Source organism: Actinosynnema mirum DSM 43827, from assembly GCF_000023245.1.
Lineage (GTDB): Bacteria > Actinomycetota > Actinomycetes > Mycobacteriales > Pseudonocardiaceae > Actinosynnema > Actinosynnema mirum.
This window is the reverse complement of sequence record NC_013093.1, coordinates 2,803,455-2,828,157: the sequence shown is the minus strand read 5'-3', so window position 1 is coordinate 2,828,157 and position 24,703 is coordinate 2,803,455. Positions and strand designations below refer to the sequence as shown.

Sequence of the window (24,703 nt, the reverse complement as noted above, 5' to 3'; positions counted from 1 at the left end):
CCAACGGGGCACGGGGCGCGGCGCGCACGGCGGAATCCGTTGCCCCGCAAGGGGAAGCTCCGCATTCGGGCGGTCCGCGGGAGGCGTGGGGCGGGCGGCGGGACCCCTACGGGAAACCGCTGCCCGTGGCCGCCCCGGTCCGGAGTCCGGGACGGGACGGCCACGGTCGGCTCAGCCGCCGCCCACGACCTCCACCCAGGTGCGGCGGGCCGCCGCCCTGGTGAACTCGCGGACGTGCAGGCCCGCGCGCAGCCAGGCGTGCGGGAACGCGTCGCCCGCGTCCCGCACCACCCTGCCGAACGCGTCGCGCTCCCGGTCCCGCGACGCCGCCGCCAGCTCCTCCAGCAGCGCCGCCGTGGTCCGCAGGCCCGAGTCGCGCAGGGCGGCCACGTCCCGGCCGGTCGACGCGACGCCCGCCACGGCCCGGCCGCCCAGGGTGACCCGGTGCAGCACGTTCTCCAGCGGTCGCAGCGGCGGCGGCACGGACGGGCGGGCGTCCTCGCCGTCCGGCGGCAGGTCGTGGGTCGCGCCGCGCGCCACGTGCGAGCGCTGGACGCGGTCCAGGCCCAGGTCGGCGCGCCCCTTCAGGGCCGAGGGCAGGTCGACGTCGCCGGACAGGGCCAGCGCGACCGCCGCGCCGGGGCGCTCGGGCAGGAGCCTGGCCACGACCTTGACCCGCAGGCCGTCCGCGCCGGAGAGCACGCGCAGGTTGTCCCTGGTGCGCTCGTCCCGCGCGACCAGGTCGACGTGCCCGCCGTCGACCTGCACGCGCAGCGCCGCACCCACCGGTCCCCGCACCACGCCCTCGGCGAACAGCAGCGCGTCACCCGGCGGGCGGTGCGCCTCGGGTCGGGCGGCGGCCCGGAACGCCCGGTCCACCTGCTCGGCCAGCGGTTGCCGCCACAGTCCGGCCAGGGGCTCCTCGTCCCAGGTCGCGCCGGACGCGGCCACCGCGCGCACGGCCTTGCCCGCGCCCAGCCTGCGGTCCGGGGAGGCGGTGCCGCCGGACAGCAGCAGGCCGCCGCGCCCGAGCCCGGCCTGGGTGAGGCCGGACTCGCCGATCGCCACCGGTCCGCCCGCCGCCGCGACCACCCGCTCCCGGCCACCGGGCATGATCGCCGGGACGGTCCACAGACCGCCCCTGTCGTCCACCAGGTGGGTGACCACGCCCGCGTAGCCGGAGCTGGTCACGACCGGTTCGGTGCACAGCCCGTACAGGCGCAGCGCCCCGATCGGGCGGTACTCGCGGCGGGCGGTGCCGCGCAGCTCCGCCGGGTCGGCGGGGACGCCCGCGCGCAGGTCGTGGCAGAGCAGGAGCAGCTCGACCAGCTCGGCGGTGAGCAGCTCGCGGTCGAACGAGGACGAGCCCGCCCTGGCGTCCGCGAGCATCGAGGCGATCCGCAGGCCCGCCGACGACGCGCGGTGCAGGCCTGCGACGCGGGCGACGTGCACCGCCCGCAGCAGACCGGCCCGCACGACCGCGCCGCTGCCGGACGCGCCGGAGCGCAGCACCGTCGCGCACGCCTCCCACAGCACGGCGGCGGCGGAGCGCTCGTCCTCGCGGATCGGCGGCGGACCGGACTCCTCGGCGACCTCCGCCACGGGGGCCGCGACCTCGGCCGGGACCCCGGTGCCGGGGGCCCCGGCGCCGGGGACCTCGGCGACCTCGGCCGCCGCGACCGCGACACCCCGGTGCAGGCACTTGGGCGCGAGCAGGCAGGTGCAGGTCAGGTCGTCGGCCGAGGCGAGCACCCCGCCGCGCAGCACCCAGGTGAGGGCGGTGTCGGCGTCCAGCTCGGCCCGCGCCCCGTCACCGTCGACCACGACCTGCCAGGCCGCCGCCTTGTCGAGCGCGGCGTCGACCCGCTTGCGCAGGCGCGGCGGGAGGGCGTCGAGCACGTCGGCGACCACCGCGGGCGCCACCGGGGGCGGGGTCATCCGCGCACCTTCTCCCCGACCCAGCGGGCCAGCTCCTGCGGGCTCAGCGCGGCCACCGGCATCCCGGCGGCCACCAGCGAACCCGCGACCGACGTGGAGTAGCGGGGCTGACCGGTGTCGTCCAGGCTCGCGCAGCCCAGCACCGTCACCCCGGCGGACACCAGCTCCCTCACCTGCGCGGTGAGCGAGGCGACCGGCCCGCCCTCCTCGAAGTCGCTGACCAGCACCACCATCGTCCTCTCCGGCACGGTCACCAGGTCGCGGGCGTGCCGCAGCGCGCCCGCGATGTGCGTGCCACCGCCGACCTTGACCTCCAGCAGCAGCGACAGCGGGTCGGCGACCCGCTCGCTCAGGTCGACCACCTGGGTGGAGAACGCCAGGAAGTGCGTGGTCAGCGACCGCACGCCCGCGAACACGGACGCGGTGAGCGCCGCCCACACCGTGGACGCCTCCATCGAGCCCGACACGTCGACCACGAGGATCAGCCGCCAGTCGTTCGCCTTGCGGCCCCGGCTGCGGAACACCGGGCGCTCGGGGATGACGACGACCTTGCCGTGCTCGTCTCGGCGGGCCGTGGCCAGGTTCGCCCTGAGAGTGCGGGGCAGGTCGAGCTTGCCGCCGGGACGGCGGGTGGGGAACGGCAGCTGCATCCCGGTCAGGGCGGGCCTGATCCGGTTGGCCAGCTGCTCGGCCAGCTCGCGGACCAGCCGCGCCACCAGCGGGCGCAACCGGGCGAGCGCGTCCTCGGAGAGGCCGCCCGCCAGGGACAGGACGTTGCGCAGCAGGTCGACCGAGGGGCGCACGGAGGTCGGGTCGATCTCCAGCGCGGCCTCCAGCCTGCCGCCCTCGGCGGCGGCGGCCAGGACCTCCTCGCGGACCCGGTCGCCGAACAGGGCCTTGAGCTCGTCGGACCACTCGCGCACGACCGGGAACGGGTCCCCGTCGCCGCCCGCGCTGCCACCGAGCGACCCGCTGTCCGCGCCCTCGCCCCGGTCGTGGCCGTAGAGCTCGTCCAGCGCGGCGGCGTACCGGCCACCACCCGCCGGGCGGTCTCCGCGCGCGCCGAGCAGGAGCCGCCAGCGCAGCACCGGGGGGAGTTCGGCGGGGATGGCGGTTTCGGCCCCCTCCGCGCCGACCGGGCCGAGGTCGGCGACGGCGGGGTCGGCGGGGTCGGCGGCAGCCTCTCCACCGCCGACCGCGACCGCACCGGGCGCTTCCCGGCCGACGGTGTCACCGCCCGCGGCTCGCGAGCCGGCGGAACCAGCCTCGCCGCCCGGCCCGGCAAGCGGGCCCGCCCCGGCGGCGCCGGGAGCCCCGGCGCCATCCCCGCTCGTGGGAGCGCTTACACCCGGCTCGGACGCCGAGGCGGACACGCCGACCGCCGTTGTGGTGGCCGCCGACGAGGTCGGCGGCGGAAGCGCGTCGGCGGCTGGGCCACCCGCGGCGGAACCGGTTGCCGCCGCAGCGCCACCCGCCACCGCAGCGCCACCCGCCGCAGCAGCGCCGGTTGCCCCAGCAGCAGTCGTCGCCGCAGGGCCCGCCGCCACGTCAGCACCCGTCACAGCGCCACCCACCGCCGTGCTCGCGACCGCCGCGGCCTCCACCGCGCCCGCACCGCCCCCACCGGCCACCGTCCCGGTCAGCCCGTGCAGGCGCAGCGCCTCCGCAGCCTCCCGCTCGGCCCCCAGCCACAGCGCCAGCAGCTCCGGGTCCGGGTCACCGGCCCGGTCCACCCGCGCGCCGACCCGCTCCTGCACCACGGCCAGCACCCGCGCGCGGGCGGCCGGGCCGATGGTGGTGAACGCGCCGCGCAGTGCGGGCAGGCGGTCCAGGAAGGCCCGGTCGGCCAGCGACTCCACCCGGTCCAGCAGCGGTTCGAGGGCCTCGGTGGTCTCCAGCAGGGCGGTGGCCGCCGCGAGCACGCCGGTCAGGGCGCGCTTCAGCGCGTCCCTGCCCTCCGGGGTGCCTGCGGTGTCGATCCAGGACGCGACGCGCTCGCCCAGCTCCGCCGGTTCGGCCAGGCCCAGCAGGACCCTGGTGGCCCCGGCCGCGCCCGCGATGAGCGGGCCCGCGCCGTCCGACAGCTCGCGCAGCGCCACGGCCAGCCGCACACCGGTGCCGTGCGCGTCGTGCCGCTGGCCCAGCTCGACCAGCGCCCGCGCGTCGGCCGGGTCGTCGGACCCGGCCAGGCCCTCCAGCTGGGCCACCGCCGCCGTCTCCAGGTCGCGGGACAGCACCGGGTGCCCGTCCAGCACCTCGCCGGGCGTGCCCGGCAGGTGCCCGGCGCGCAACCGGTCCAGCAGGGACAGCGCGGCCAGCAGGTCGTGCAGGGTGCCCGAGGTGGGCAGCACGGCCGCCGCGTCGTCCAGCAGCACGCCGACCACGTCCGGCAGGCCGCACGCGGCGGCCTCGGCCAGGTCGGCGAGCACCTCGGCGGGGGTGTGGCCACCGCCGCGCTCGCGCTCGGCGCGGCGGGCCATGAGCCTGCCGCGCGCCGCCAGCTCCAGGGTCGCCCCCCACATGCCCGCGACGGGCAGGGTCGCGGCCGTGGCGGGCGTCCACGCGACGGTCCACCGGGTGGTCAGCGCCTCGCCGCCGCCGACGCCGGTGGTCGCGGTCTCGCCGCCGTAGGGCACGCCGAGCGCGTCCAGCCTGCGCAGGGCGACCTCGCGGCGCGCGTCCAGCGGCGAGCGCAGCGGGTCCAGGCGCAGCTGCACCGGTTCGGTCGAGCCCGGACCCGGCAGCCGCAGCTCCTGCACCAGCGCCTCCACGGCGGGGGCCAGGCCCGAGCGCGGGGTGCCGGGGGCGAGCAGGCCGAGCCGCTGGCCGACCAGCACGTCACCGGCGGCGCGGGCCACGACCCGGCCGCGACCGAGCGGCTCGGCGTGGGTGAGCACGCTCTGCACCGCCTCCACCAGCTCGCCCCGGCCCGGCGCGGGCAGTCCGCGCAGCTTGGCCAGGTCGACCGCCAGGCGCAGCGCCTCGCGCGCCTCGCCGGGACCCGCCGGGTGGCCGAGCTCGCGCACGCGCGCGCAGATCCGCACGACGAACGCCGCGGCCGAGGACTCCACGGCCGCCGCGTCGCCGCCCGACTCGTAGACGGCCTGCTGCCACTCCGGGTCGCGGATGCCCGCCGGGTAGCCGGAGCGCTCGTCCAGCAGCGCGAACCCGTACGGCACCAGCGAGGTCACCACCTCCGGCCCGCTGCCGGTCGGGCGGTCGCCGTCCGGGCCTCGCAGCAGGGCGGCGGCGTGGAACGAGCCGACGACGGCGGCCGAGCGGCACCCCGCGACGTCGGCGACGGCGTGCCGCATCCACTCCTCGCGGCGCAGGTCGAACCCGCCGACGCCGTCGCCGTCCGGGCCCTCCGCGTCACGCCGCAGCGCCAGGCCGACCAGCAGCGCGGCGCGGCGCACCGACTCGGGCGACTGGCCGGGCGCGGCGGCCTCGACCAGGCGGTCCCACAGGTCGTCGCCGTCCCGCCCGGTGATCACCCCGCGCAGCGCGTCGGCCAGCGGGGTGCCGTGGTCGTGCCCACCCCGGTGGTCGTCGCCGCGCAGCGCGATCGGCAGGTCGCACGGCCGCACCTCGACGCCGTTGCGGCGCGCCCAGCGGATCGCGGCCAGCTCCGGGGAGAAGTCCGCGAACGGGTAGAACGCGAGCGAGCCGCCGTCGCGGGCCGCCCCGGACAGGGCGACCGGCGCGAGCAGGTCGGGGTCGGCCAGGTGCGGCAGCCACTCCCCCAGCTCCTGCGGCAGCTCCACCAGCAGGACCTCGGGGTCGGCGGCCTCCAGCAGCGCGGGCATCGCGGCGGCGAGCGCGGGCGAGTGGTGGCGGACCCCGATCAGCACGGGCTCGCGGTGGTCGGCCAGCCGGTCCGCCACCGCGCGGTCCGGATCAGCCTTCGAGGACGTCACGGAGTTCCCACAGCCGTCGCCAGGTGCGCGCGCCGGACTCGGCGCGCCGCCGCACCGCGCCGTCCCAGTAGCCGCGCAGCTTCGCCGCGTCCGCCGGGTCGTCCTTGCGCACCACGCCCAGCAGGTGGCCGGGCAGCAGGGACAGCGGGTCGCGGTCGCTCGGGAAGTACGCGTCGGCCAGGCCCAGCGCGGTCGCCACCGACACGGCCTCGGCGGTGCTCATGACCGTGGACGGGCGCTCGACCGCCCAGCCCTCGCCGGACACGCCGTCGCGCAGGTCGCGGAACGCGGTGACCAGCACCTCCAGCACCACGTCGTCCACGGCGAACGGCGCGCCGACCCGCTCCAGGGCGGACTTGGCCTGCCTGCGCACCAGCTCGGTCTCGGCGGCCAGGTCGCCGATCGGGCCGACCGCCTCGAAGTTGAAGCGGCGCTTGAGGGCGGCGGACATCTCCGACACGCCCCGGTCGCGCAGGTTCGCGGTGGCGATCACGGTGAAGCCGGGGGCGGCGTGCACGGTGGCCGCGTCGGTGCCGGACAGCTCGGGCACCGCGATGCGGCGGTCGGACAGGATCGACACCAGCGCGTCCTGCACCTCCGGCAGGCAGCGGGTGACCTCCTCGACGCGGACCACGCCGCCGGTGCGCATCGCCGACAGCACCGGGGACGGCACGAGCGCGCGCGGGCTGGGGCCCTCGGCGAGCAGCATCGCGTAGTTCCAGCCGTAGCGCAGCTGGTCCTCGGTGGTGCCCGCGGTGCCCTGCACGGTCAGCTGGCTGGTGCCGGAGACGGCGGCGGCGAGCAGCTCGGACAGCATCGACTTGGCCGTGCCCGGCTCGCCGACCAGCAGCAGGCCGCGCTCACCGGCGAGGGTGACCACGGCCCGCTCCACGAGCGCGCGCTCGCCGACGAACTTCGGGCTGATCACCAGCCGCTTGGGCAGGCCGTCGGCCTTCGCGCCCTTGGGCAGGGCGAGCGCGTCGCCGCCGCTGCCCACGATGAACGTGACGACCGCTCGCGGGGTGAGCCGCCAGCCGGGTGGCTTGATGCCGTCGTCGTGCGCCGCGAGGAACGCGAGCTCCTCGCGGTGGGCGTCCTCGGCTGGTTCTACCTGCCTGGCGGGGGCGGTGGCGGTCACCGGTGTCCTCCGGTCCTGTGCGGTTCTGGGGTGGGCGCGTCCCCGTCCAGCACGCGCTGCCAGGCGCGGGCGAACAGGTCGGCGACGGGTTCACCGGGCACGAGCGCGCCGGTGCGCTTGGGGGTGTCCGCTCGCGCGGGGTCGAGCAGGTCGGCCTTCCAGGTCTCCAGCGGCGGGTGCGGCTTGCCGGGGTCGACGACGGGGCCGGGGAGGAACAGGGCGCGGCCCGCGCGGGGGCGGCGCGCGGTCACCACCAGGTCGGTGGCGGCCAGCTCGGCGCGGGCGCGCTTGAGGCGGTCGGGCTTCCAGCCGGTCCAGCGGGCGGTGTTGGCGTCCGTCGGGTCGGGGAGCGCGAGGAGCTGGAGGTAGAGGGCGGCGGCGTCCCCGGAGAGGCCGAGGGTGGTGGACACCTCGGTGACCAGGTGCGGGGCCGAGGTGGTGGGGTCCTGGAAGTAGGCGTCCGGGTCGGTGTCGGCGCGCGCGGCGCAGGCGGCGGTGAGGGCGTCCTCGGCGAGGGCTTCCAGGTGGGCGGCGACGCGCCAGCGGACCGAGGGGGTGTCGAACTTGGGGTGGGCGGCGCGGGCGCGGAGGAGTTCGAGGGCCTCGGGCAGGCTCGCGCGCAGCGGGGAGGCGGCCGGGAGGCGGTAGGCGAGCCAGGTGAGGGCTTCGAGGGCGGGGCCGAGGTGGTCGGCGGTGAAGCCCTCGGGGGTGGACCGGGGCGTCGGGGGCGCTTGAGGTGCGCTGGTGAGACCTGCCCTGGTCAGCGCGGCGCTGTTCAGGGCTCCGGCGGACGGGCGGGTGGCGCGGACGCCGAGGGGGCGGCGCGGGCGGTTGGTGGTGAGCCAGGTGGCGCTCGTGGGGTTGGCCAGGTCGGAGAGCAGGTCGGTGGAGCGCTCGCCGAACGCCAGGTGGGCGTCGAGCAGGACGTCGTCGGGCACCGGGAGGCGGCGCCCGCGCTCGGCCGTCCACGTGCGGGCGATCGCGGCAGTGTCCTGGCCGGTGGTCCACAGGGCGGTCGGGTCGTCGGGGACGGCCGCGGCGAGCAGGGCGCGGCGGAACCGGTCCGGGGTGCTGTCCAGCGCGCGCCTGGCCATGTCGGCCTCGGCGGTGGACAGGCCGATCAGGCGGCGGTCCGGTTCGGGGAGGAAGTGCTCGGCTGGGCCGTTGACGCCGGGCAGGCCGGCGAGCAGCAGCGCGGCCTGGGCGGTGCCGATGCCCGCGCGCCCGGCGAGGTCCTTCGGGGCGTCGGGGTTCCAGGGGGCGGGGCCGCGGTCGGCGAGGGTGGACAGGAAGGCCAGGACCGAGGCGGGGGTGAGCGCGGTGCGGACCTCGCGGGCGTCGGCGAGGAGGGCGCGCGGGGGGAGCGCGAACTCGCCGGGGGTCCGGGTGAACTGGAGTCCTTCGACGCGGCAGGTGCCGTTGCGGCGGACGCGGCGCTCGAAGAACGCGACGAAGCCGTCGGCGAGCGGGGTGGCGCGGTGCAGCGGCGGGGCGAACCGGGCGGGCAGCTCGAAGGCGACGACCCGCCACCGCCGCGCCCCGTCGACCAGGCCGGCGCGGACCAGGGCGCGCAGGAACCCGACGAGGGCGTCCCGGTGCGGGGGCGGGGTGAGCGGGGAGGCGGCCCGGTGCAGGAGGGCGCCGAGGTCGGGCAGCGCGGCGTGCCAGCCCGCCGGGGCGGCGGGAGGGAGGGGGCGGGAGTCGGCGGGTGTGGCGGCGCGGGCACCGGCCAGGCGGGCGAAGCGCTGGCCGAGGGCGGTTCCGGCGGAGCCGAGGGGGAGGGGGGAGGTGGTCGGTGGGGCGGGCTTGGCCAGCTCCGCGCCGGGGGTGGGGGGTGAGGCGGGCAGGGCCGCCTCCGCGCCGGAGGTGGCGGGTGGGGCGGGGGTGGCCGCCTCGGCGGCGGAGGTGAGGGCGGCGGGACCGGGCTCGGCGGAGATTGGCCCAGCGGGGCCGGGCTCGGCGGAGGCAGGCGCGGGGGTGTCGCGGGCGGGCGGGGAGCCGTCAGGGGTGGGTGCGTTGGCAGTGGCCGTGGGCGCTGCCGGATCAACCGGTGCCGCTGGAGTGACCGGTGCCGCTGGGGCGACCGGAGTTGTGGTGACCGGAGCCGTGGGGTTCGAGGTCTCGGGGGTTGTGGTCAGCTCGCCCAAGGCGGTGATCAGCTCGGTGAGGGGGCGGGTGCCCTGGTGGCCCGGCCAGTGGGGGCGGCCGAACCAGAACAGGCAGGCGGCCAGCGTGGTCTCGGTTGCCGCCGTTCCCGTCGCGGGCAGGGCGTTCGGGTCCGCGGTGCGGGCCGCCTCGGCGATCGGGGCGAACGCCCGGAAGCCCGTCAGCAGGGTCGCCGCGTGCCGGGCCAGCGCCGCCACGCCCGTGATCAGGGCCGGGTCGGTGACGGCGGGGAGCGCGGTCGTCACGGCTTCCGCCACCGGGTCGGGGTGGCCCTGGCGGGTGGTGGGCGGGATGCCCGTGGTGGGGTGGAGGGGGATGCCGGGGAGGGCGTGGTCGCCGTCGGACAGGGCCGCCGCGAGGATCGCCTCGGCCTGCCGCGTGGTGACCTCGCGCAGCGCGGCCGAACCGGGCTCGTCGCGCGGGCGCAGCACGTGCCACCACGCGAGGGGCGGCAGGAGCGGGGTGCCCGCGGCGTAGTGGCGGTCGTGGTTGAGGTGGAGCTCGGCGCGTTCCACCGCCTCCGGGTCCAGCAGGGTGAGCTTGCGGCAGTGCGGGGTGGACGGGCAGCGGCCCGCGTCCAGCACGGTCAGCCGCGCCCCGCCGGGGAGGGTGAGCAGGCCCAGCGGGGGTGGGGAGGGCGCCGGGAGGTGGGTTCGGGCGCCGGTGACGGACTCGCCGGTCCACGAGCCGTCCCGGTTCCTGCGCAGTCGCCAGCCGTGCCGGCCGCCGGACTCGCCCAGCGGGCTGCCGGTGGTGGCCGGGGTGGACGAGCGCAGGTCGGAGCGGGGCAGGTCAAGGTCGGCGTCCTCGGTGACGAAGTCGGCGAGGAAACCGGGGAGGGGCGCGCCCGCGCGGACCTCGGGCAGAGGCGTCGGCGGCTCGCCGGTGATCACGGGCCACGGGGTCGCGCCGAGCGGGGAGCGGTGGGCCTCCGGAGCGGTGTCGGGGAGTCCGACCGGGGTGAGCGGGTCGGAGGCGGGCGCTGCGGGGCGCTGGGGGCGCTTCGCGCTCGGGGGACGCGGGGTGTGCTCGGCGAGCACGGCGTCCGGGCCCACCAGCGCGCCCGCCACGCCCCTGCGCAGCAGCAGCTCCGGCCACTCGCCGCCCACCGCGCGGACGCCCTCGCCGAGGGCGTGGGCCGCCCGGTCCAGCGCGGGCCAGCCCAGCTCGTCCAGCACGCCCGCGCGCAGGGTCGCCGCCAGCGCGCCCGCGACGTCCGCCGCGGCGAGCGACTCGGCGACCTCCGGGGCGTCCGCGAACACCTCCGGCCTGGCCACCGGGCGCACCCGGTCCAGCAGCCTGGCCAGCTCGGGGAGGCCGCGCGGGAGGGGGGCGGACCGGGCGGTGATCCACCTGGTCAGTGCCCGGCGCAGGCCGGGGACGGCCAGCACCTCGCGCAGCGCGTCGGTGGTGGCCGGGCCCCGGTGGGTGGTGGCGCGCAGGTGGGCGTGCACGGCCGCGCCCAGCGCCACGCCGTGCTCCGAACCGGCCAGCGCCAGCAGGTCGCGGCGGCCCGGCTCGGCGCAGGACAGCCAGCGGGCCAGCCGGTGCTCGGCGCCCACCGCGTCCGGCGGCCCGGCGACCAGGTCGAGCGGGACGCCTCGGGCCAGGAGCAGGTCCAGGAGGTCGAGCGCGGGGAAGTCCGGGGCCCGCACCGGCAGGGCGTCCGCCACGAGCCTGAGCGCCAGCTCCTCCACCAGGTCCAGCAGCGCCGGGACGCGCGCCGGACCGCCCTGGGTCGCCGCGATCACCCGCGACAACCAGTGCGCGGCCGGGAGCGGGGCGGTCCCGGCGGGGGTGGTGTACGCGGCGGTGGCGCCGCTCGCCGCGACCGCCTCCAACCAGGCCGGGACCGCGTCCGGGACCGCCGGGACGGCCGCCAGCAGGTGCGCCCCGGTCTCCGGGACCCGCGCGGACAGCCTGGTCAGCGCGGCGTGGTGGTGGGTCCAGAACGACCGGGGCGCCCTGGTCGTCGCCGGGCAGGCCAGGACCGCCGCCAGCAGCCGCTCCTGCTCGGCCCGCACGTCCGCGCCCGCCGCGCGCGCCAGCCTGGCCAGCTCGGCGGGCATCGTCGGGTGCGGGGCCAGACCGGCCCGGACGCGGTCCACGCACAGGGCGAAGAACGCCTCGTACGCGCGCGGCCGGTCGGGGTGCTCGAGCAGGGACCTGGCGTGCGCGGTCAGCGCCTTCGCGGTGACCGCGCCCGCCAGCGAGAACTCCAGGAACACCGCCCGCGCCCGGTCCAGGTCGACGGGCAGGGCGTGCTCGCGCTCCGCCTCCCGCGCCCGGTCGAGCATCGCCGCCGCCGAGGTGGGGCTGCCCGCCGCGAGGAACACCCGGCCCGCCCGCTCGTGGAACACCGGGAGCAGGGTCGGGTCCACGTGCGCCAGCAGGTCCCCCAGCTGGGCGAACCCGGCCCTGGCCACGCCCGGCCTCGCCCTGACCAGCGGGGCCAGCCCGGCCGGGTCGGCGACCAGGTCCAGGACGTACTCGACGTACGCCCGGTCGCCGGGAGCCGACCGCTCCCCCGGCTCGGGGACGACGGCCCCCTCGACCGGCCGCACCCGCGTGGGCGGGGTGAAGCCGAGGAGGCCCGCCAGGACCTCCTCGGCCTCGGCCAGCGACTCCGGCACGAGCCGGACCACGACGCGGTCGCCGAGCACCGGGTGGGACCGGCGCCGGGCGGTGACCGCGTCGTGGGCGCCACCGGTCCGACCGCCGGGGGACGCCCCGGACGCGGTCGGACCGGTGGCGGGGGTGGTCATCGGCGGCTCCCGGTGCGCAACTCCTCGTAGGCCGGGGCGTCGCCGTCGAGCACGCGCTGCCAGGCGCGCTCGAACAGGGCCGCCACCGGCTCGACCGGGACGATGGCGCCGCCGCGCTTGGCGGGCTCGTAGCCGAAGGCCACGTCGAACATCGCGGCCTTCCACGTCTCCACCGGCAGGTGCGGCTTCTTCAGGTCCGACCAGCCGCCCGGCAGGAACAGCGACCGGCCCGCCCGCGCCCGCTTGGCGCTGAGCACCAGGTCGGTCTCGGCCAGCTCGGCGCGCGCCTTCTTCAGCCGCGCGGGCTTCCACCCGGTCCACCGGGCCGCGTTGGCGTCGGTCGGGTCGGGGAGGGCCAGCAGCTGGAGGTACAGCACGGCCGCGTCGGCGGACAGGCCGAACCGCTCGGCCGCCTGCTCGACCAGGTGCGGGACCGAGAACGCCGGGTCCTGGAAGAACACCTCCGGGTCGGTGCCCTCGGGCGCGACCGCGGTGCACAGCTCGGTCAGCGCGTCGGTGGCGAGCAGGTCGCCGCAGGCGATGACGTCCGACGAGTACGACTGCTCGGCCAGCGCCTGGAACACGGGCCGGTCCTGCGGGCGCACCCGCGCGGGCCACGCGATCAGGGTGCAGTACTGCTCGGCGGTGGTGACGACGTCCAGCCACCCCCCGTGGTTCGTGATCGCGCCGATCGTGCGGTCGGCGGTGATGCCGAGCATCTTCTCCACGGCCACCGTCTCACGCCACGTGCCGAGCTGGATCGCCAGGTCCCGGCTGGCGTTGCGGGCGCGCACCAGCTCCAGCGCGACGGGCAGCCGCGAGCGCAGCGGCGAGGCCGCGGGCAGCCGGTAGGCCAGCCAGGTCAGCGCCTCGACGGACACCGTCAGGTGGTGGCCGGTGAAGCCCTCGCTCTCGCGCATCTTCAAGTTGTTCTCGACGACGTGCATCCGCGCGTCGGTGTTGAGCCACTCGGTGCGCTCGGGGTTGAGCAGCGCGGCGAGCGTGGTCTCCGGCGAGCGGTTGGTCAGCGACTTGCTGGCGTCCAGCAGCACGTCGTCGGGCACCTGCACGCGCCTGCCGCGCGCGCCCACCCACACCCGCGCGACGGCCTCGACGTCCGGTCCGCCCTCCCACAGCGCCACCGGGTCGGCGGGCACGGCGGCGGCGAGCAGCTCGCGGCGGAACCGCTTGGCGGTGTCGCGCAGGCCCTGCCTGGCGGCCTTGAGCTCGGCGGCGGACAGGCCGATGAGCTTGCGCTGCTCGGTGGTCAGGAAGCTCGCGCCCCAGGTCTCGATCTCCGGCATCCCGGCGAGCAGCAGCGCCGACACCGAGGTGCCCAGGCCGGTCAGCCCGGCCAGCTCCTCGGGGGCGTCGGCGCGCCACGGCGCGGGGCCGCGCTCGGCGAGCACGTCCAGGAAGCGCAGCACGTCCGCGCCGGTCAGGGACCCGCGCAGCTCGCGCGAGTAGGACAGGGTGGCCTTGGGCGGCAGGGCGAAGCGGCCGGGCTCGGGGCTGAACTGGAGGCCCTCCACCAGGTAGGTGTCGTCCTCGCGCGAGCTGCCGTGGGTGGTGAACGTGGCGAAGCCGCCGCCCAGCGGGAGCACGGCGTGCTTGGTCAGCTGGGTCTTCACCGGAAGGACGATCCCGACCAGGCGCCAGCGGCCTGCGCCGTCGACCAGACCGGCGTCGGCGAGCGAGCGCAGCAGCAGGACCAGCGCCTCCCGCTCCGGTTCGGGGGTGAGCGGCGAGGCGGCGCGGTGCAGCAGCGCGGGCAGCTCGGGCAGCACCTCGTGCCAGGTGTTGCTGTCCGGCTGCGGCAGCGCCTTCGCCTCGACGGGACCGGCGGCGGCCTGCCCGAGCGCGGTGATCAGCCCTGGCAGCGTGGCCGCGCCGGAGCTGCCGGACCGGTAGCGGTAGCCGCCGAACCAGTCGAGCGCGCCCTCGACGGCCTCCGCGCTCACGACCGGGCCGCTCGGGGCGAGCGCGTCCAGGTCGGCGGTGCGGGCCGCCTCGGCGACCGGCGCGAACGCCCGGTAGCCCACCAGCAGCTTCGCGGCGCGGCGCACCAGGTCGGACACGCCGACGACCAGCGCCGGGTGGGTCAGGCCGGGCAGCGCGGTGGCGACGGCCTCGGCGACCAGGTCGCGCGGGGCCTTCTCGCCGCGCACGCGGCGCAGCAGCGCGCCCAGCCACCAGCGGTGCGCGACGGGCAGCTCGTCGCGCTCCTCCTTCGGCAGCGCGGCCTCGGCGACCGCGGCGGCGAGCAGGGCTTCAGCGGCCTCGCGGGTGACCGCGCGCAGCGCCGCCGACCCGGCCTCGTCACGCGGGCGCAGCACGTGCCACCAGCCCAGCGGCGGCAGCAGCGGGGTGCCCGCCGAGTAGTCCGAGTACTGCTGGCCGACGCCGTCCAGGGAGCCGACGACGACGCCGTGCTCGTCGAGCAGCTCGATGTTCCGGTAGTGCGACACGAGGGTCAGCTTGCCCCCGCCGGGCAGGGCGAGCTGACCGACCGGCGCGTAGCGCTCGCCGTCGGCCAGGTGCACCCGCCTGCCGTCCACGCCCTCGGCCAGCCAGGACTTGTCGGCCTGGCGGCGCACCCGCCAGCCGTGCAGGCCGTTCGCCTCGCCCAGCGGGCTGCCGGTGGTGGCCGGGACGGACGGGCGCAGGGCGCAGGAGTGCACGTTCAGCGAGGCGCCCTCGGCGGCGAAGTCCTCCAGGAACGCGGGCAGGCTCGCCCGGCCGAGCTCGCCGGTGGCCGGGTCGACCTCGACCAGGCCCTGCCCGCCCTGGGGCAGGGACCCGAGGGTCCACAGGTTGACGCCGTCGCCGTAGACCCGCCGGGGCGAGGGGACGTGCGTGTCACCGCGCTGGAGCAGCCTGCCGCCGGTGAACAGGCCCGCGGGCGTGGTGATCGCGGGCTCCGGGGTGGAGCCCCGGTAGTAGCTGTTCTCGTGGCTGGTCTGGAAGATCTTGCTGGGCGCGTCGCTCCAGTAGCCCAGCTCCTCGTCCGGGCCCTGCCAGCGCACCAGCAGCGCCCCGTCGTGCCAGGTGCCGGTGGGGTCGAACGACCAGCGGTGGCGCTGGTCGGCGGGGATGCGGGCCTGGTGCTCGGCGAGCACCCCGTCCGGGCCGACGACCACGAACTTCTCGGCGCGGCGCAGCACGAGCACCGGCCAGGCCCCGCCTGCGAGGACGACGCCGGGGTCGTCCTTGATCTTCTCGGCCTCCAGCGCCCGGACGGCCTCCTCCAGCGCGGGCCAGCCCAGCTCGTCGAACAGGCCGGCGCGCAGGGTGTCGGCGAGGACCTGGGGGACGTCGGTGTCGGCGAACGCCTGGGCGACCTCGGGGGTGTCGGCGAACACCTCGGGCACGGCCAGGACGCCGATCTGCTCCAGCCGCTCCCCCAGCGCGGGCAGGCCGCGCGGGGCGTCGTCGGCGGCCCTGGCGGTGTTCCAGGTGGCGAGCGCGACGCGCAGGCCGGGCACGGCGAGCACCTTGAGCAGCGCGTCCACCGTGGTCAGGCCCTTGTCGGTGGTGGAGCGCAGGCAGTTGTAGACGCCGTCGCCGAGCCGCGCGACGAACCGGGAGGCGGCGACGGCGGCCAGGTCGCGGGCCCCTGGCTCGTCGTCCTTCAGCCAGGAACCGACCTGGTAGTCGATGTCCCTGCGCTTGGGCTCGGCGATCGGGACGCCCTCGGTGAGCAGCAGGTCCATCAGGTCGAGCGCGTAGAAGCGCCAGCCGAGCAGCAGGCGCACCTCGTGGCCGTCGGCGACGAGCCTCGGGGCCATGGCCTCGGCCAGGTCGAGCAGCTTCGGCAGGCGCGGCTGGGCGCCCCAGTTGGTGTGGCTGACCGCGATGACGTCGGACAGCCACTCGGCGGCGGGCCTGGGCGCGGCGGGCGCGGTCTCCACGGGGTCGGTGTACGCGCGGGTCGCGCCGCAGGCGGTGACGATGTCCAGCCACAGCGGCAGGGCCGCCGCCGCGGACGGCACGAACGTGAGCAGGTGCGAGCGGACCTCCGGGTCGGCGGTGGCCATGCGCACCAGCGCGTTCCGGTAGTGCTTCCAGAAGCCCTGGCCAGCGCGCGGGATCGAGGCGCTGTCGAGCAGGGCGGCCAGCAGCCGCTCGTCCTGCTCGGCCTGGTCCAGCTTCGCGGCCTTGACCAGGCGCTTGAGGTCCTCGGGCATCCCGGTGTACGGGGGCAGGCCGCCCCTGGTGCGCTCGACGCACAGGGTGAGGAAGCCCTCGTACGCCTCCACCGGGTCGGCACGCTTGAGCAGCACCTTCGCGTGCGCAGACAGCGCCTTGGCGGTCAGCGCGCCCGCGAACGCGAACTCCAGGAACACCTCGCGGGTTCGGGCGTTGTCGACCTTGAGGTCGTGCACCTCCTCCGCCTCGCGCGCCTTGCCGAACATGGTGGCGGCGTAGGTGGTGTTGCCGTGGTCGAGGAACGCGCGGCCCGCCTGCTCGTAGAAGGTCGGCAGGAAGTGCGGGGCGGAGCGGCCGAGCATGTCGCCGAGGGCGGTGAACCCGTCCTTGGCGGCGCCCGCGCGGGAGCGCGCCATCCTGGCCAGGCGCTGCACGTCCTTGACGAGGTTGAGCGCGTGGTGGCCGTTGGCGGGGTCGTTGACCAGCGCCCACGCCGGGAAGCCCAGCGCCTCGCGCCTGCCGGTGCCCACGCCCTCCACGCGGGCGGGCGGGGCGAAGCCGAGGAACTCGGCGGTCAGGTCCTCGGCCTTGCCGAGCACGCTCGGCACGAGCTTGACGACGACGCGCTCGCCGAGCGCGGGGTGCCCGTAGTGGCGGGCGGTGATCGTGTCGCGGTCCTCACCGGTCGAGTCGGTGCCGGGCAGCACGGCTCCTGCGGCGATCATCCTGGCGGCGGTGGCGGTCACCGGTCTCCTCCGGTCGTGAGCGGGTCGTAGGCGGGCGCGTCCCCGGTCAGCACGCGCTCCCAGGCGCGGGCGAACAGGTCGGCGACGGGTTCGGCGGGCGCGATCACGCCCGTCGAGTGGTCGGGGTAGCCGACGTCGCCGTACAGCGACGTCTTCCACACCTCCAGTGGCAGCCGGGGTTTGCGCTGGTCGAGCCAGCCACCCGGCAGGAACAGGGAGCGCCCGGCCCTGGACCGCCTGCCGCCGACGACCAGGTCGGTGTCGGCGAGCGCGGCCCGCGCCTTCTTGAGGCGGGCGGGCTTCCAGCCGGTCCACCGCGCCACGTTCGCGTCGGTCGGGTCCGGCAGGGCGAGCAGTTGCAGGTAGAGCGCCGCCGCGTCGGCGGGCAGGCCGTGCCGGTCGGCGACCCGCTCCACCAGGTGCGGCACCGAGAACGCCGGGTCCTGGAAGTAGGTGTCCGGGCCGGTTCCCCCTGGCGCGGTGGCGGCGCAGGCGGCGGCCAGGCCGGGGTCGAGCGCCAGGCGCAGGCGGCTGACCGGCCACCGGGCGTGCAGGACCTCGGTGAGCGCGTCGAGCAGCGGCCGGTCCTGCGGCCGGAGCAGGGCCGGGCGCACGAGCAGGGCGCAGAAGCTGAAGTGCGAGCGGGCGACCTCCAGCCACTCCCGGTGCCTGCCCACCTCCCCGACCGGGCCGACCTCGACGCCGGTCAGGTCGGTGATCGCCGCGGTGTCCTGGAGGTCGGCGAGCAGGAAGGCGAAGCCCTCGTGCGCCAGGCGCGCGCGGACCAGGTCGAGCGAGCGGGCCAGCGCGGGCCGCAGCGGCGAGGCGGCGGGCAGCCGGTAGGCCAGCCACGCCAGCGCGCCGGGCGCCCCGGACAGGTCGTCGTCGTCGAAGGCCGTCTTGTCGGAGGCCACCGGTTCGGCGTCCACGAGGGTGGTGTCGCCGTCGACGTGCAGCCAGCGGGCCAGGTCCGGGTTGACCAGGTCGGAGACCCGGCGCTGCTCCTCGTCGTGCCACAGCTCGCGGTTGACCAGGACCTGGAGGTCCTCGGGCAGCGGGGCGCGCTTGCCGTGGACGGCGGTCCACTCCCGCGCGACGGCCTCGACGTCCGGGCCGCTCTCCCACAGCGCGAGCGGGTCGGCGGGCACGGCGGCGGCGAGCAGGACCAGCTTCCGCCGGTCGGACAGCGCGCCGAGCACCGGGCCCGCCGAGGCGGTCTCGGCGCTGCTCAGCCCGACCAGCGCGCGCTCGGCGGCGTCGAGGAACACCTTCGGCCGGAAGCGCAGGCCGGGCATCCCGGTGAGCAGCGCCGTCGCGGCCACCCGGCCGGCGCCGGTCAGGGCGGCCAGGGCGGGACCGGCGTCCGGCCGCCACGGGGCGGGGCCGCGCTCGGCCAGCGCGTCCAGGAACCGCAGCACGTTCGCGCCGCTCAGCGCCCCGCGCGCGGGGCGCACCTCCAGCAGGGCCATGCCGGGCGGAGGGGAGGGGCTGTCGGGTTCGCGGGTGAACTGGAGGCCGACGGCCTGGATGACGCCGCCGCCCTCGTCCCTCCTGCGGTAGTAGGTGACCAGGAAGCCGTCGGCGGTGGGCAGGGCGACGTTGGCGGGCGTGGTCTCCGGGCAGCGCACCACCACGTTCCGCCACCGGCCGGGCTCGTCGTGCAGGCCGGCCGCGACCGTGGCGCGCAGCACCGCGACCAGGGCGGCGCGCTGGTCGGCCGGGGTGAGCGGGGACGCGGCCCGGTAGAGCAGCGCGTCGAGCGCGTGCAGGTGGTCGGTCCAGTAGTGGCAGGTCAGCGGCGGCAGCGGGGTCGGCTCGGTCAGCTGGGCGCCTGCGGCGCGACCCAGTGCGGCGATCGCGGTGGGCAGGCCGCTGGGGACCGGCGCGGTGGTGGCCCGGTACGGCTCCCGGAACCAGGAGAGGGCGTCGTCGACCTGCCAGTCGGTGATCGTGGGCCCGGTCGCGGCCAGCGCCTCCGGGCCCAGCGCCCTGACGGTGTCGGCGAACGCGGCGAACGCGCGGAACCCGGCGCGCAGCAGGGCGGCGCGGCGCACCACGTCGGCCACGCCCGCGATCAGGCCGGGGTGGGTCAGTCCGGGCAGGGCTGCGGTGATCGCCTCGGCGAGCGCGTCCGGCTCGCCGCGCCGCACCGCCGCCAGCCAGCCCTGCCGGTCGTGCTCGTCCAGCTCGTCCACCTGGCCGTCCGCGTCGGTGGCGGCGTCGAGCAGGGCGTCGACGGCCTCGCGGGTGACCGCGCGCAGCGCCGCCGAACCGGCCTCGTCGCGCGGGCGCAGCACGTGCCACCAGTCCAGCGGCGGCACGACCGGGCTGCCCGCGGCGCCCTCCTGGCAGGGCTCGTCGCCGAGCGCGTCGAGCCTGCCCAGCTCGGTGCCGTCGACGTCGAGCAGCCGCAGGCCGTTGTGCACGGCCATCAGCACCAGCCGCCCGCCCGAGGGCAGGTGCAGCAGCCCGGCCGGGATCTCGCCGCCCTTCGGCCTGCGCACGGCGCGGCCGTCGATCCCCTCGGCCGACCAGGAGCGGTCGGCCTCGCGGCGCACCCGCCAGCCGTGCAGGCCGTTGGCCGCGCCCAGCGGGCTGTTCGCGGTCTCGGGGACGGCGGGCCGCAGCTCGCAGACCTCGTGGACGAGCTGGGCGCCGGTGGTGGCGAAGTCCTCCAGGAACGCGGGCAGGCTCGCCCGGCCCGCGTCGCCGGTGGCCGGGTCGACCTCGTGCAGGTGCCAGTCCCACGGCTCGCCCCGGTAGGCCCACAGGCCCTGGCCGTCGCCCAGCGGGTCGGCGGGGACCGGGAGGTCGGTGTCGCCCAGCTGGACGACCCGGCCGCCTGCGAAGCGGCCGTCGCCGACCGCGATGGAGCCGCGCAGCGCGCCCGCGCGGTGGAACCCCGGCCGCCGGTCGGTGAGCGGGAAGGGGCTGCCGGGCGCGTGGCTCCAGTAGGCGCGCTCGCCGCCGGGTGACGGCCAGCGGACCAGGATCGAGCCGTCGTGCCAGTCGGCGCCGACCCGGAAGAACAAGCCGTGGCGCTGGTCGGCGGGGACCCGCAACCGGTGCTCGTCGAGCACGCCGTCCGGGCCGACGACGACCAGCCGCTCGCCCCGGCCGAGCACGAGCGCCGGCCAGCCCTCGCCCACGATCCTGGTGCCGAGGTCGCCTGGCGGGAGGGCCGCGAGGTCCTCGTGCGCCCGGTCGAGCGCGGGCCAGCCGAGCTCGTCGTACAGGCCGGCGCGCAGGGTGGTGAGGACGGCGGCGGTGACGTCGGTGGCGGCGATCGCGTCGGCGGCCTCGGGCACGTCGGCGAACGCCTCGGGGATGCCGACCACGCGCAGCTCCGCGAGCCGCTCGCGCAGCGCGGGCAGCCCGTGCGGGCCGGGGCCCGGCGAGCGGGTGGTGATCCACGCGCCGAGCGCGGCGCGCAGGCCGGGCACGGCGCAGGCGGCGGCCAGCGCGCCCGCGTCGACCACGTCGGCGCGCACGGCCCGCTCCAGGTGCACGACCAGGCCCTCGCCGAGGGCGTCGGCGAACTCGGAGGCGGCCAGCGCCCGCAGGTCGCGGCGGCCGGGGGCCTCGTCGGCGAGCCACTTGCCGACGGTGAGGTAGCTGTCGGGGTGCAGCGGGGGCGCGACGGGCACGCCGCCCGCGAGGACCAGGTCGAGGACGTCGAGCGCGTGGGTGCGCCAGCCGCGCAGCAGCTCGACGGGGTGGCCGTCGGCGCGCAGGCGGGGCAGCATCCGCTCGACGAGGTCGAGCAGGGCCTGGGAGCGGGGGTTGGGGTCCCAGACCGGGTGGGCGGTGGCGACGGCGGTGGCCAGCCAGTGCGCGGCGGTGACCGGGGGCGGCGGGCCGTCCGGGTCGGTGAGGGCGTCGGCGGCGCCGGAGGCGGTGAGGACGCCGAGCCAGGTGTCGAGCGCGGCGGCGTCGGCCGGGACGAACTCCAGCAGCCTGCGCCGCACGCCCGCGTCGGCGCGCGCCAGGTCGACGAGCGCGGACCGGTAGGACTTCCAGAAGCCGGCGTTCGCCCTGGTGACGGCGGTCGTGCCGAGCAGGGCGGACAGCACGGACCGCTGCTCGGCCCGCTGGTCGAGCCCGGCGGCCTTGGCCAGCCGGTTCAGGTCCTCGGGCATCCCGGTGTACGGGGGCAGCCCGCCCTGGGTGCGCTTGACGCACAGCGCGCGGAACAGGGCGTAGGAGGCGGCCGGGTCGCCCCGACCGGCCAGGCCCCTGGCGTGCGCGGACAGCGCCTTGGCGGTCAGGGCGCCCGCGAACGCGAACTCCAGGAACACCTCGCGCAGCCGGTCGTGATCGACCGCCAGGTCGTGCACCCGCTCGGCCTCGCGGGCCTTGCCGAACAGCACGGCGGCGAAGGCCGGGTTGCCCGCGGCGACGAACGCGCGGGCGGCCTGCTCGTAGAAGGTGGGGAGGAAGTGCGGGGCGGAGCGGCCGAGGCGCTCGCCGAGGGCGAGGAACTGCTCCTTGGCCTGCGTCGGCCGCCCGGACGCCTGCCGCGAGACCCGCTCCAGGTCCTTGACCAGGGCGAGCGCGTGGTGGCCGTTGGCCGGGTCGTTGACCAGCGCCCACGCCGGGAAGCCCAGCGCGACCCGCCTGCCCCGCCCGACCGCGCGGACGCGCTCGGGGACGGGGAAGCCGAGGAACTCGGCGGTCAGGTCCTCGGCGCGGCCCAGCTCCTCGGGCGCCAGCCGGACCACGACGCGGCCTTCGGCGGCGGGGTGGCGGTAGTGGCGGGCCGTGGTGGTCGCCGCCTGGCCGGACCAGGGGTGGTCGGGCCCGGACCGGTCGGGCACGGACCGGTCGGTGTCGGGCTGCCCGGCCCCGGTCGCCGGCGGCAGGACCGCGCCCGCTGCCAGGAGCGCGGCCGGGTCCGTCACGACTGCCCGTCCTTGTCGTCCACGACGCGGCCCGCGTGGATCGCCGAGGCCATGCGCATCCCCTCGGACCAGGCGACCGGGCCGACCTCGGCGAGCGGCACCGACGTCCCGTCCTCCAGCGCCCACGCCAGGTGACCGGTCCAGGTCTCGCCCTCCGGGTAGTCGGAGCCGAGCCAGAAGCGGGCCTCCACGACCCGGCCGCCCTCGAACGCCGCGTAGACCGCGTCGCCGCCGCGCACCGGGTAGCCGAGCGTGCGGCAGCGGCTGAGGGCGTGGTTGAGCTGCTCGAACTTGCCGCCCGCGAAGTCGTCGACGGCGTTGCGGCCCTCGGGGAATGACTCGGGCTTGACGAAGGTCTGCCGGAACAGCTGCTGCGCCTTCTGCTCCACGCCCAGCTCCGCGCCGAACTCGCGCAGCTCCTCCAGGTCCGCCAGCAGCACCGGGTGCGGGATGTCGACCGCCTCCGGGGACAGCCGCAGCGTCTCGCCGTCGAGGTTGACCACGCCGAGCCCGCGCTCCGGGTCGGCGTCGCGCAGGAACCCGGTCTCGCCGTCGGCGGTGACGACCAGGTCGCGCAGCGCGCTCGCCCACGCCTCGTCGGCCCACACCTCGGTGAGCAGCGCGGTCGGCACGGGCAGCGAGCGCACCATCCAGCCGTCCACGGTGGACAGGCACTCGGCCTCGTGCCTGGTCAGCCACTCGGTCAGCTGCCGCAGCTGCACGACCTGCGGATCGTCCTTGATGGACGCGGGCACGGAGGACAGGACCTTGCCCTTGGCGTTGCGGCACTGCACACGCCCGTTCTCCCCAAGCCGCACCTGGTACCCGGACGCGGCGTCGAGCCAGCCCACGTTTCCTCCCTGCGTTGTCGGTCTTGCGGTGTGTGACGTCGGTGTCGACGTGATGCGGCGGACGTTAGCGATGGGGTCCGACAAAAACCGTCGAGCGTGTTGTTCCCAACTGGCCGTAACGCCGCCGACCTCGGTCGAGCTCCACTTCGGACGTGAGCGCGGGCCGGTTCGTTCCCCAGGTGGGGATGATCTTCGGGCGGGGTGGGCGGGGAGTGGGGGCGGGGTGGGGCACAGGGGCGGTCGCGGGCGTTGGCGGGACCGGTCGCGGGTCGCTCGCGAGGGGCCCGCGCGCTGCCGACGGGGTGGTCCGCGGGCGGCCGGGGCCGTGGTCGCAGGTGGCCCGCACCGTGGTCCGTCCACCGCCCCTGAGGGTTGTCGCTGCGCCTTTGGGGCCGCCACGATCGGGGATCCGGAGCACGACGGGGTGAGTGCGAGGAGGCTGCGATGGGTCTGCTGGACGGAGCGGAGTGGGCGGGGCGGTTGTTCACCGGGGAGTGGGTCCCCTCGGGGGCGCGGCCGGTGGTGGAGCCCGCGACCGGTGAGCGGTTGGGCGAGGTCGGGGTCGCCGAGGTCGGGGACGTGGCGCGGGCCGGGGACGTGGCGGCGGGCGCCGGGCGGGTGTGGGCCGGGTTAGGGGCGTTCGAGCGGGCCTCGGTGCTGCGCCGGGCGGCGGCGCTGTTCGAGGAGCACTCGGACGAGATCGCCGGGTGGGTGGTGCGGGAGGCCGGGTCGACCCGGTTCAAGGCCGGGGTGGAGGTGTCGGCGGCGGTCGCCGAGTGCCTGGAGGCGGCGGCGCTGGCCACCGCGCCGCACGGCGAGCTGCTGCACTCGCCCGCGCCGAGGCTGAGCGTGCGGCGGCGGGTGCCCTCGGGGGTGGTGTCGGTGATCTCCCCGTTCAACTTCCCGCTGGTCCTGGCGATCCGTTCGGTCGCGCCCGCGCTCGCGCTGGGCAACGCGGTGCTGCTCAAGCCCGATCCGCGCACGGCGGTGTCCGGCGGGGTGGCGCTCGCGCGGGTGCTCCAGGAGGCCGGGCTGCCCGAGGGGGTGCTGCACGTGCTGCCCGGCGGGCGCGAGGTCGGCGAGGCGGTGGTGGACCACCCGGCGGTGCGGGTGGTGTCGTTCACCGGGTCGACGGCGGCCGGGCGCGAGGTGGGGGCGCGGGCGGCGCGCGCGCTGACCCGGTCGGTGCTGGAGCTGGGCGGGAACAGCGCGCTGGTGGTGCTCGCCGACGCGGACCCGGCGCAGGCGGCGGCGTGCGGGGCGTTCGGGAGCTTCGTGCACGCCGGGCAGGTGTGCATGGCGGTCGGCAGGCACCTGGTGCACGAGTCCCGGTACGACGAGTACGTGGAGCTGCTGGCCGGGCGGGCGGAGGCGCTGCGGGTCGGCGACGGGCACCGGGACGAGGTGGACCTGGGGCCGCTGATCGACGCGCGGCAGGCGGACCGGGTCGCCGACCTGGTCTCGCGCAGCGTCGCGTCGGGCGCGCGGGTGGTGGCGGGCGGCGGTCGCGACGGGCTGTTCCACCGGCCGACCGTGCTGGCCGGCTGCGCGGACTCCACGCCCGCCTACCGGGAGGAGGTGTTCGGTCCGGTGGCGTGCGTGCGGCCGTTCCGGGACGTGGCGGAGGCGGTGCGGCTGGCGGCGGACAGCGAGCACGGGCTGAGCCTGGGCGTGGTGACCGGGGACGTGGCGGCCGGGCTCGCGCTGGCCGACCTGGTGCCGAGCGGGGCGGTGCACGTGAACGACCAGACGTTCAACGACGACGCGAACGCGCCGTTCGGCGGGGTCGGGGCGTCCGGGTTCGGGCGGGTCGGCGGGGTGGCGGCGAACTCGGAGGCGTTCACCGAGACGCAGTGGGTGACGGCGCGGCGAACGGCGCCGGGCTTCCCGTTCTAGGCGCGCGACCCGTTCCAGGCCCGCGACGGGGTGGCGGCGCAGGCTTCGCGACCAGCGCCGTCCCCCGGTTCCGGGCGCGCCGGGGCCACCACCCAATTATTCGAGGCCACCTGGAAAAGTCATCACCCGAAGGGGGCGACCTGCGACCGCGCGCAGTCAACCGCCGGGGCCGTGCCGCACGCGCCTTGTGTCGCGACGGGCGCAGGGGGTGTGGGGTGTGGCCCAGCGCGGACGCG

General features: G+C 77.5%; 8 protein-coding genes. 1 reads left to right on the top strand and 7 read right to left on the bottom strand.

Translation table 11 applies throughout. From position 1 onward, the window contains the following. Positions 1-171: 171 nt before the first annotated feature. From AMIR_RS12580 to AMIR_RS12545, 7 genes are read right to left on the bottom strand one after another with little or no spacing between them, the layout of a single operon-like run. On the bottom strand, positions 172-1,938 hold the full coding sequence (locus AMIR_RS12580; RefSeq protein WP_015801340.1) for a hypothetical protein: 1,767 nt from the start codon (positions 1,936-1,938) through the stop codon (positions 172-174). Further along, positions 1,935-5,855, bottom strand: a complete 3,921-nt coding sequence (locus AMIR_RS12575; protein WP_222840724.1) for a DUF5682 family protein — start codon at positions 5,853-5,855, stop codon at positions 1,935-1,937. The genes AMIR_RS12580 and AMIR_RS12575 overlap by 4 nt, the downstream gene beginning before the upstream one ends. Further along, on the bottom strand, positions 5,836-6,993 hold the full coding sequence (locus AMIR_RS12570) for an ATP-binding protein (protein ID WP_015801338.1): 1,158 nt from the start codon (positions 6,991-6,993) through the stop codon (positions 5,836-5,838). The genes AMIR_RS12575 and AMIR_RS12570 overlap by 20 nt, the downstream gene beginning before the upstream one ends. Continuing rightward, positions 6,990-11,924, bottom strand: coding sequence for a hypothetical protein (locus AMIR_RS40175; protein ID WP_015801337.1), 4,935 nt, complete (start codon positions 11,922-11,924; stop codon positions 6,990-6,992). Before AMIR_RS40175 ends, AMIR_RS12570 begins: the two co-directional genes overlap by 4 nt. Continuing rightward, positions 11,921-16,819, bottom strand: a complete 4,899-nt coding sequence (locus AMIR_RS38130) for a hypothetical protein (RefSeq protein WP_015801336.1) — start codon at positions 16,817-16,819, stop codon at positions 11,921-11,923. The genes AMIR_RS40175 and AMIR_RS38130 overlap by 4 nt, the downstream gene beginning before the upstream one ends. Then, entirely contained in the window at positions 16,816-21,720 is a 4,905-nt protein-coding gene (locus AMIR_RS40170) for a hypothetical protein (protein WP_015801335.1), read from the bottom strand. Before AMIR_RS40170 ends, AMIR_RS38130 begins: the two co-directional genes overlap by 4 nt. Then, positions 21,717-22,571: a DUF4132 domain-containing protein gene (locus AMIR_RS12545; RefSeq protein ID WP_015801334.1), complete on the bottom strand. Its 855-nt coding sequence runs from the start codon at positions 22,569-22,571 to the stop codon at positions 21,717-21,719. The genes AMIR_RS40170 and AMIR_RS12545 overlap by 4 nt, the downstream gene beginning before the upstream one ends. Positions 22,572-23,015: 444 nt before the next feature. On the opposite strand from AMIR_RS12545, the gene AMIR_RS12540 reads away from it, so the two are divergent. After that, on the top strand, positions 23,016-24,467 hold the full coding sequence (locus tag AMIR_RS12540; RefSeq protein ID WP_015801333.1) for an aldehyde dehydrogenase family protein: 1,452 nt from the start codon (positions 23,016-23,018) through the stop codon (positions 24,465-24,467). Positions 24,468-24,703 lie beyond the last annotated feature (236 nt).

Excerpts from the sequence above, each read along its gene's own strand:
- AMIR_RS12580 (WP_015801340.1), bottom strand. The coding sequence starts at position 1,938 with ATGACCCCGCCCCCGGTGGCGCCCGCGGTGGTCGCCGACGTGCTCGAC.
- AMIR_RS40175 (WP_015801337.1), bottom strand. The coding sequence starts at position 11,924 with ATGACCACCCCCGCCACCGGTCCGACCGCGTCCGGGGCGTCCCCCGGC.
- AMIR_RS12540 (WP_015801333.1), top strand. The coding sequence starts at position 23,016 with ATGGGTCTGCTGGACGGAGCGGAGTGGGCGGGGCGGTTGTTCACCGGG.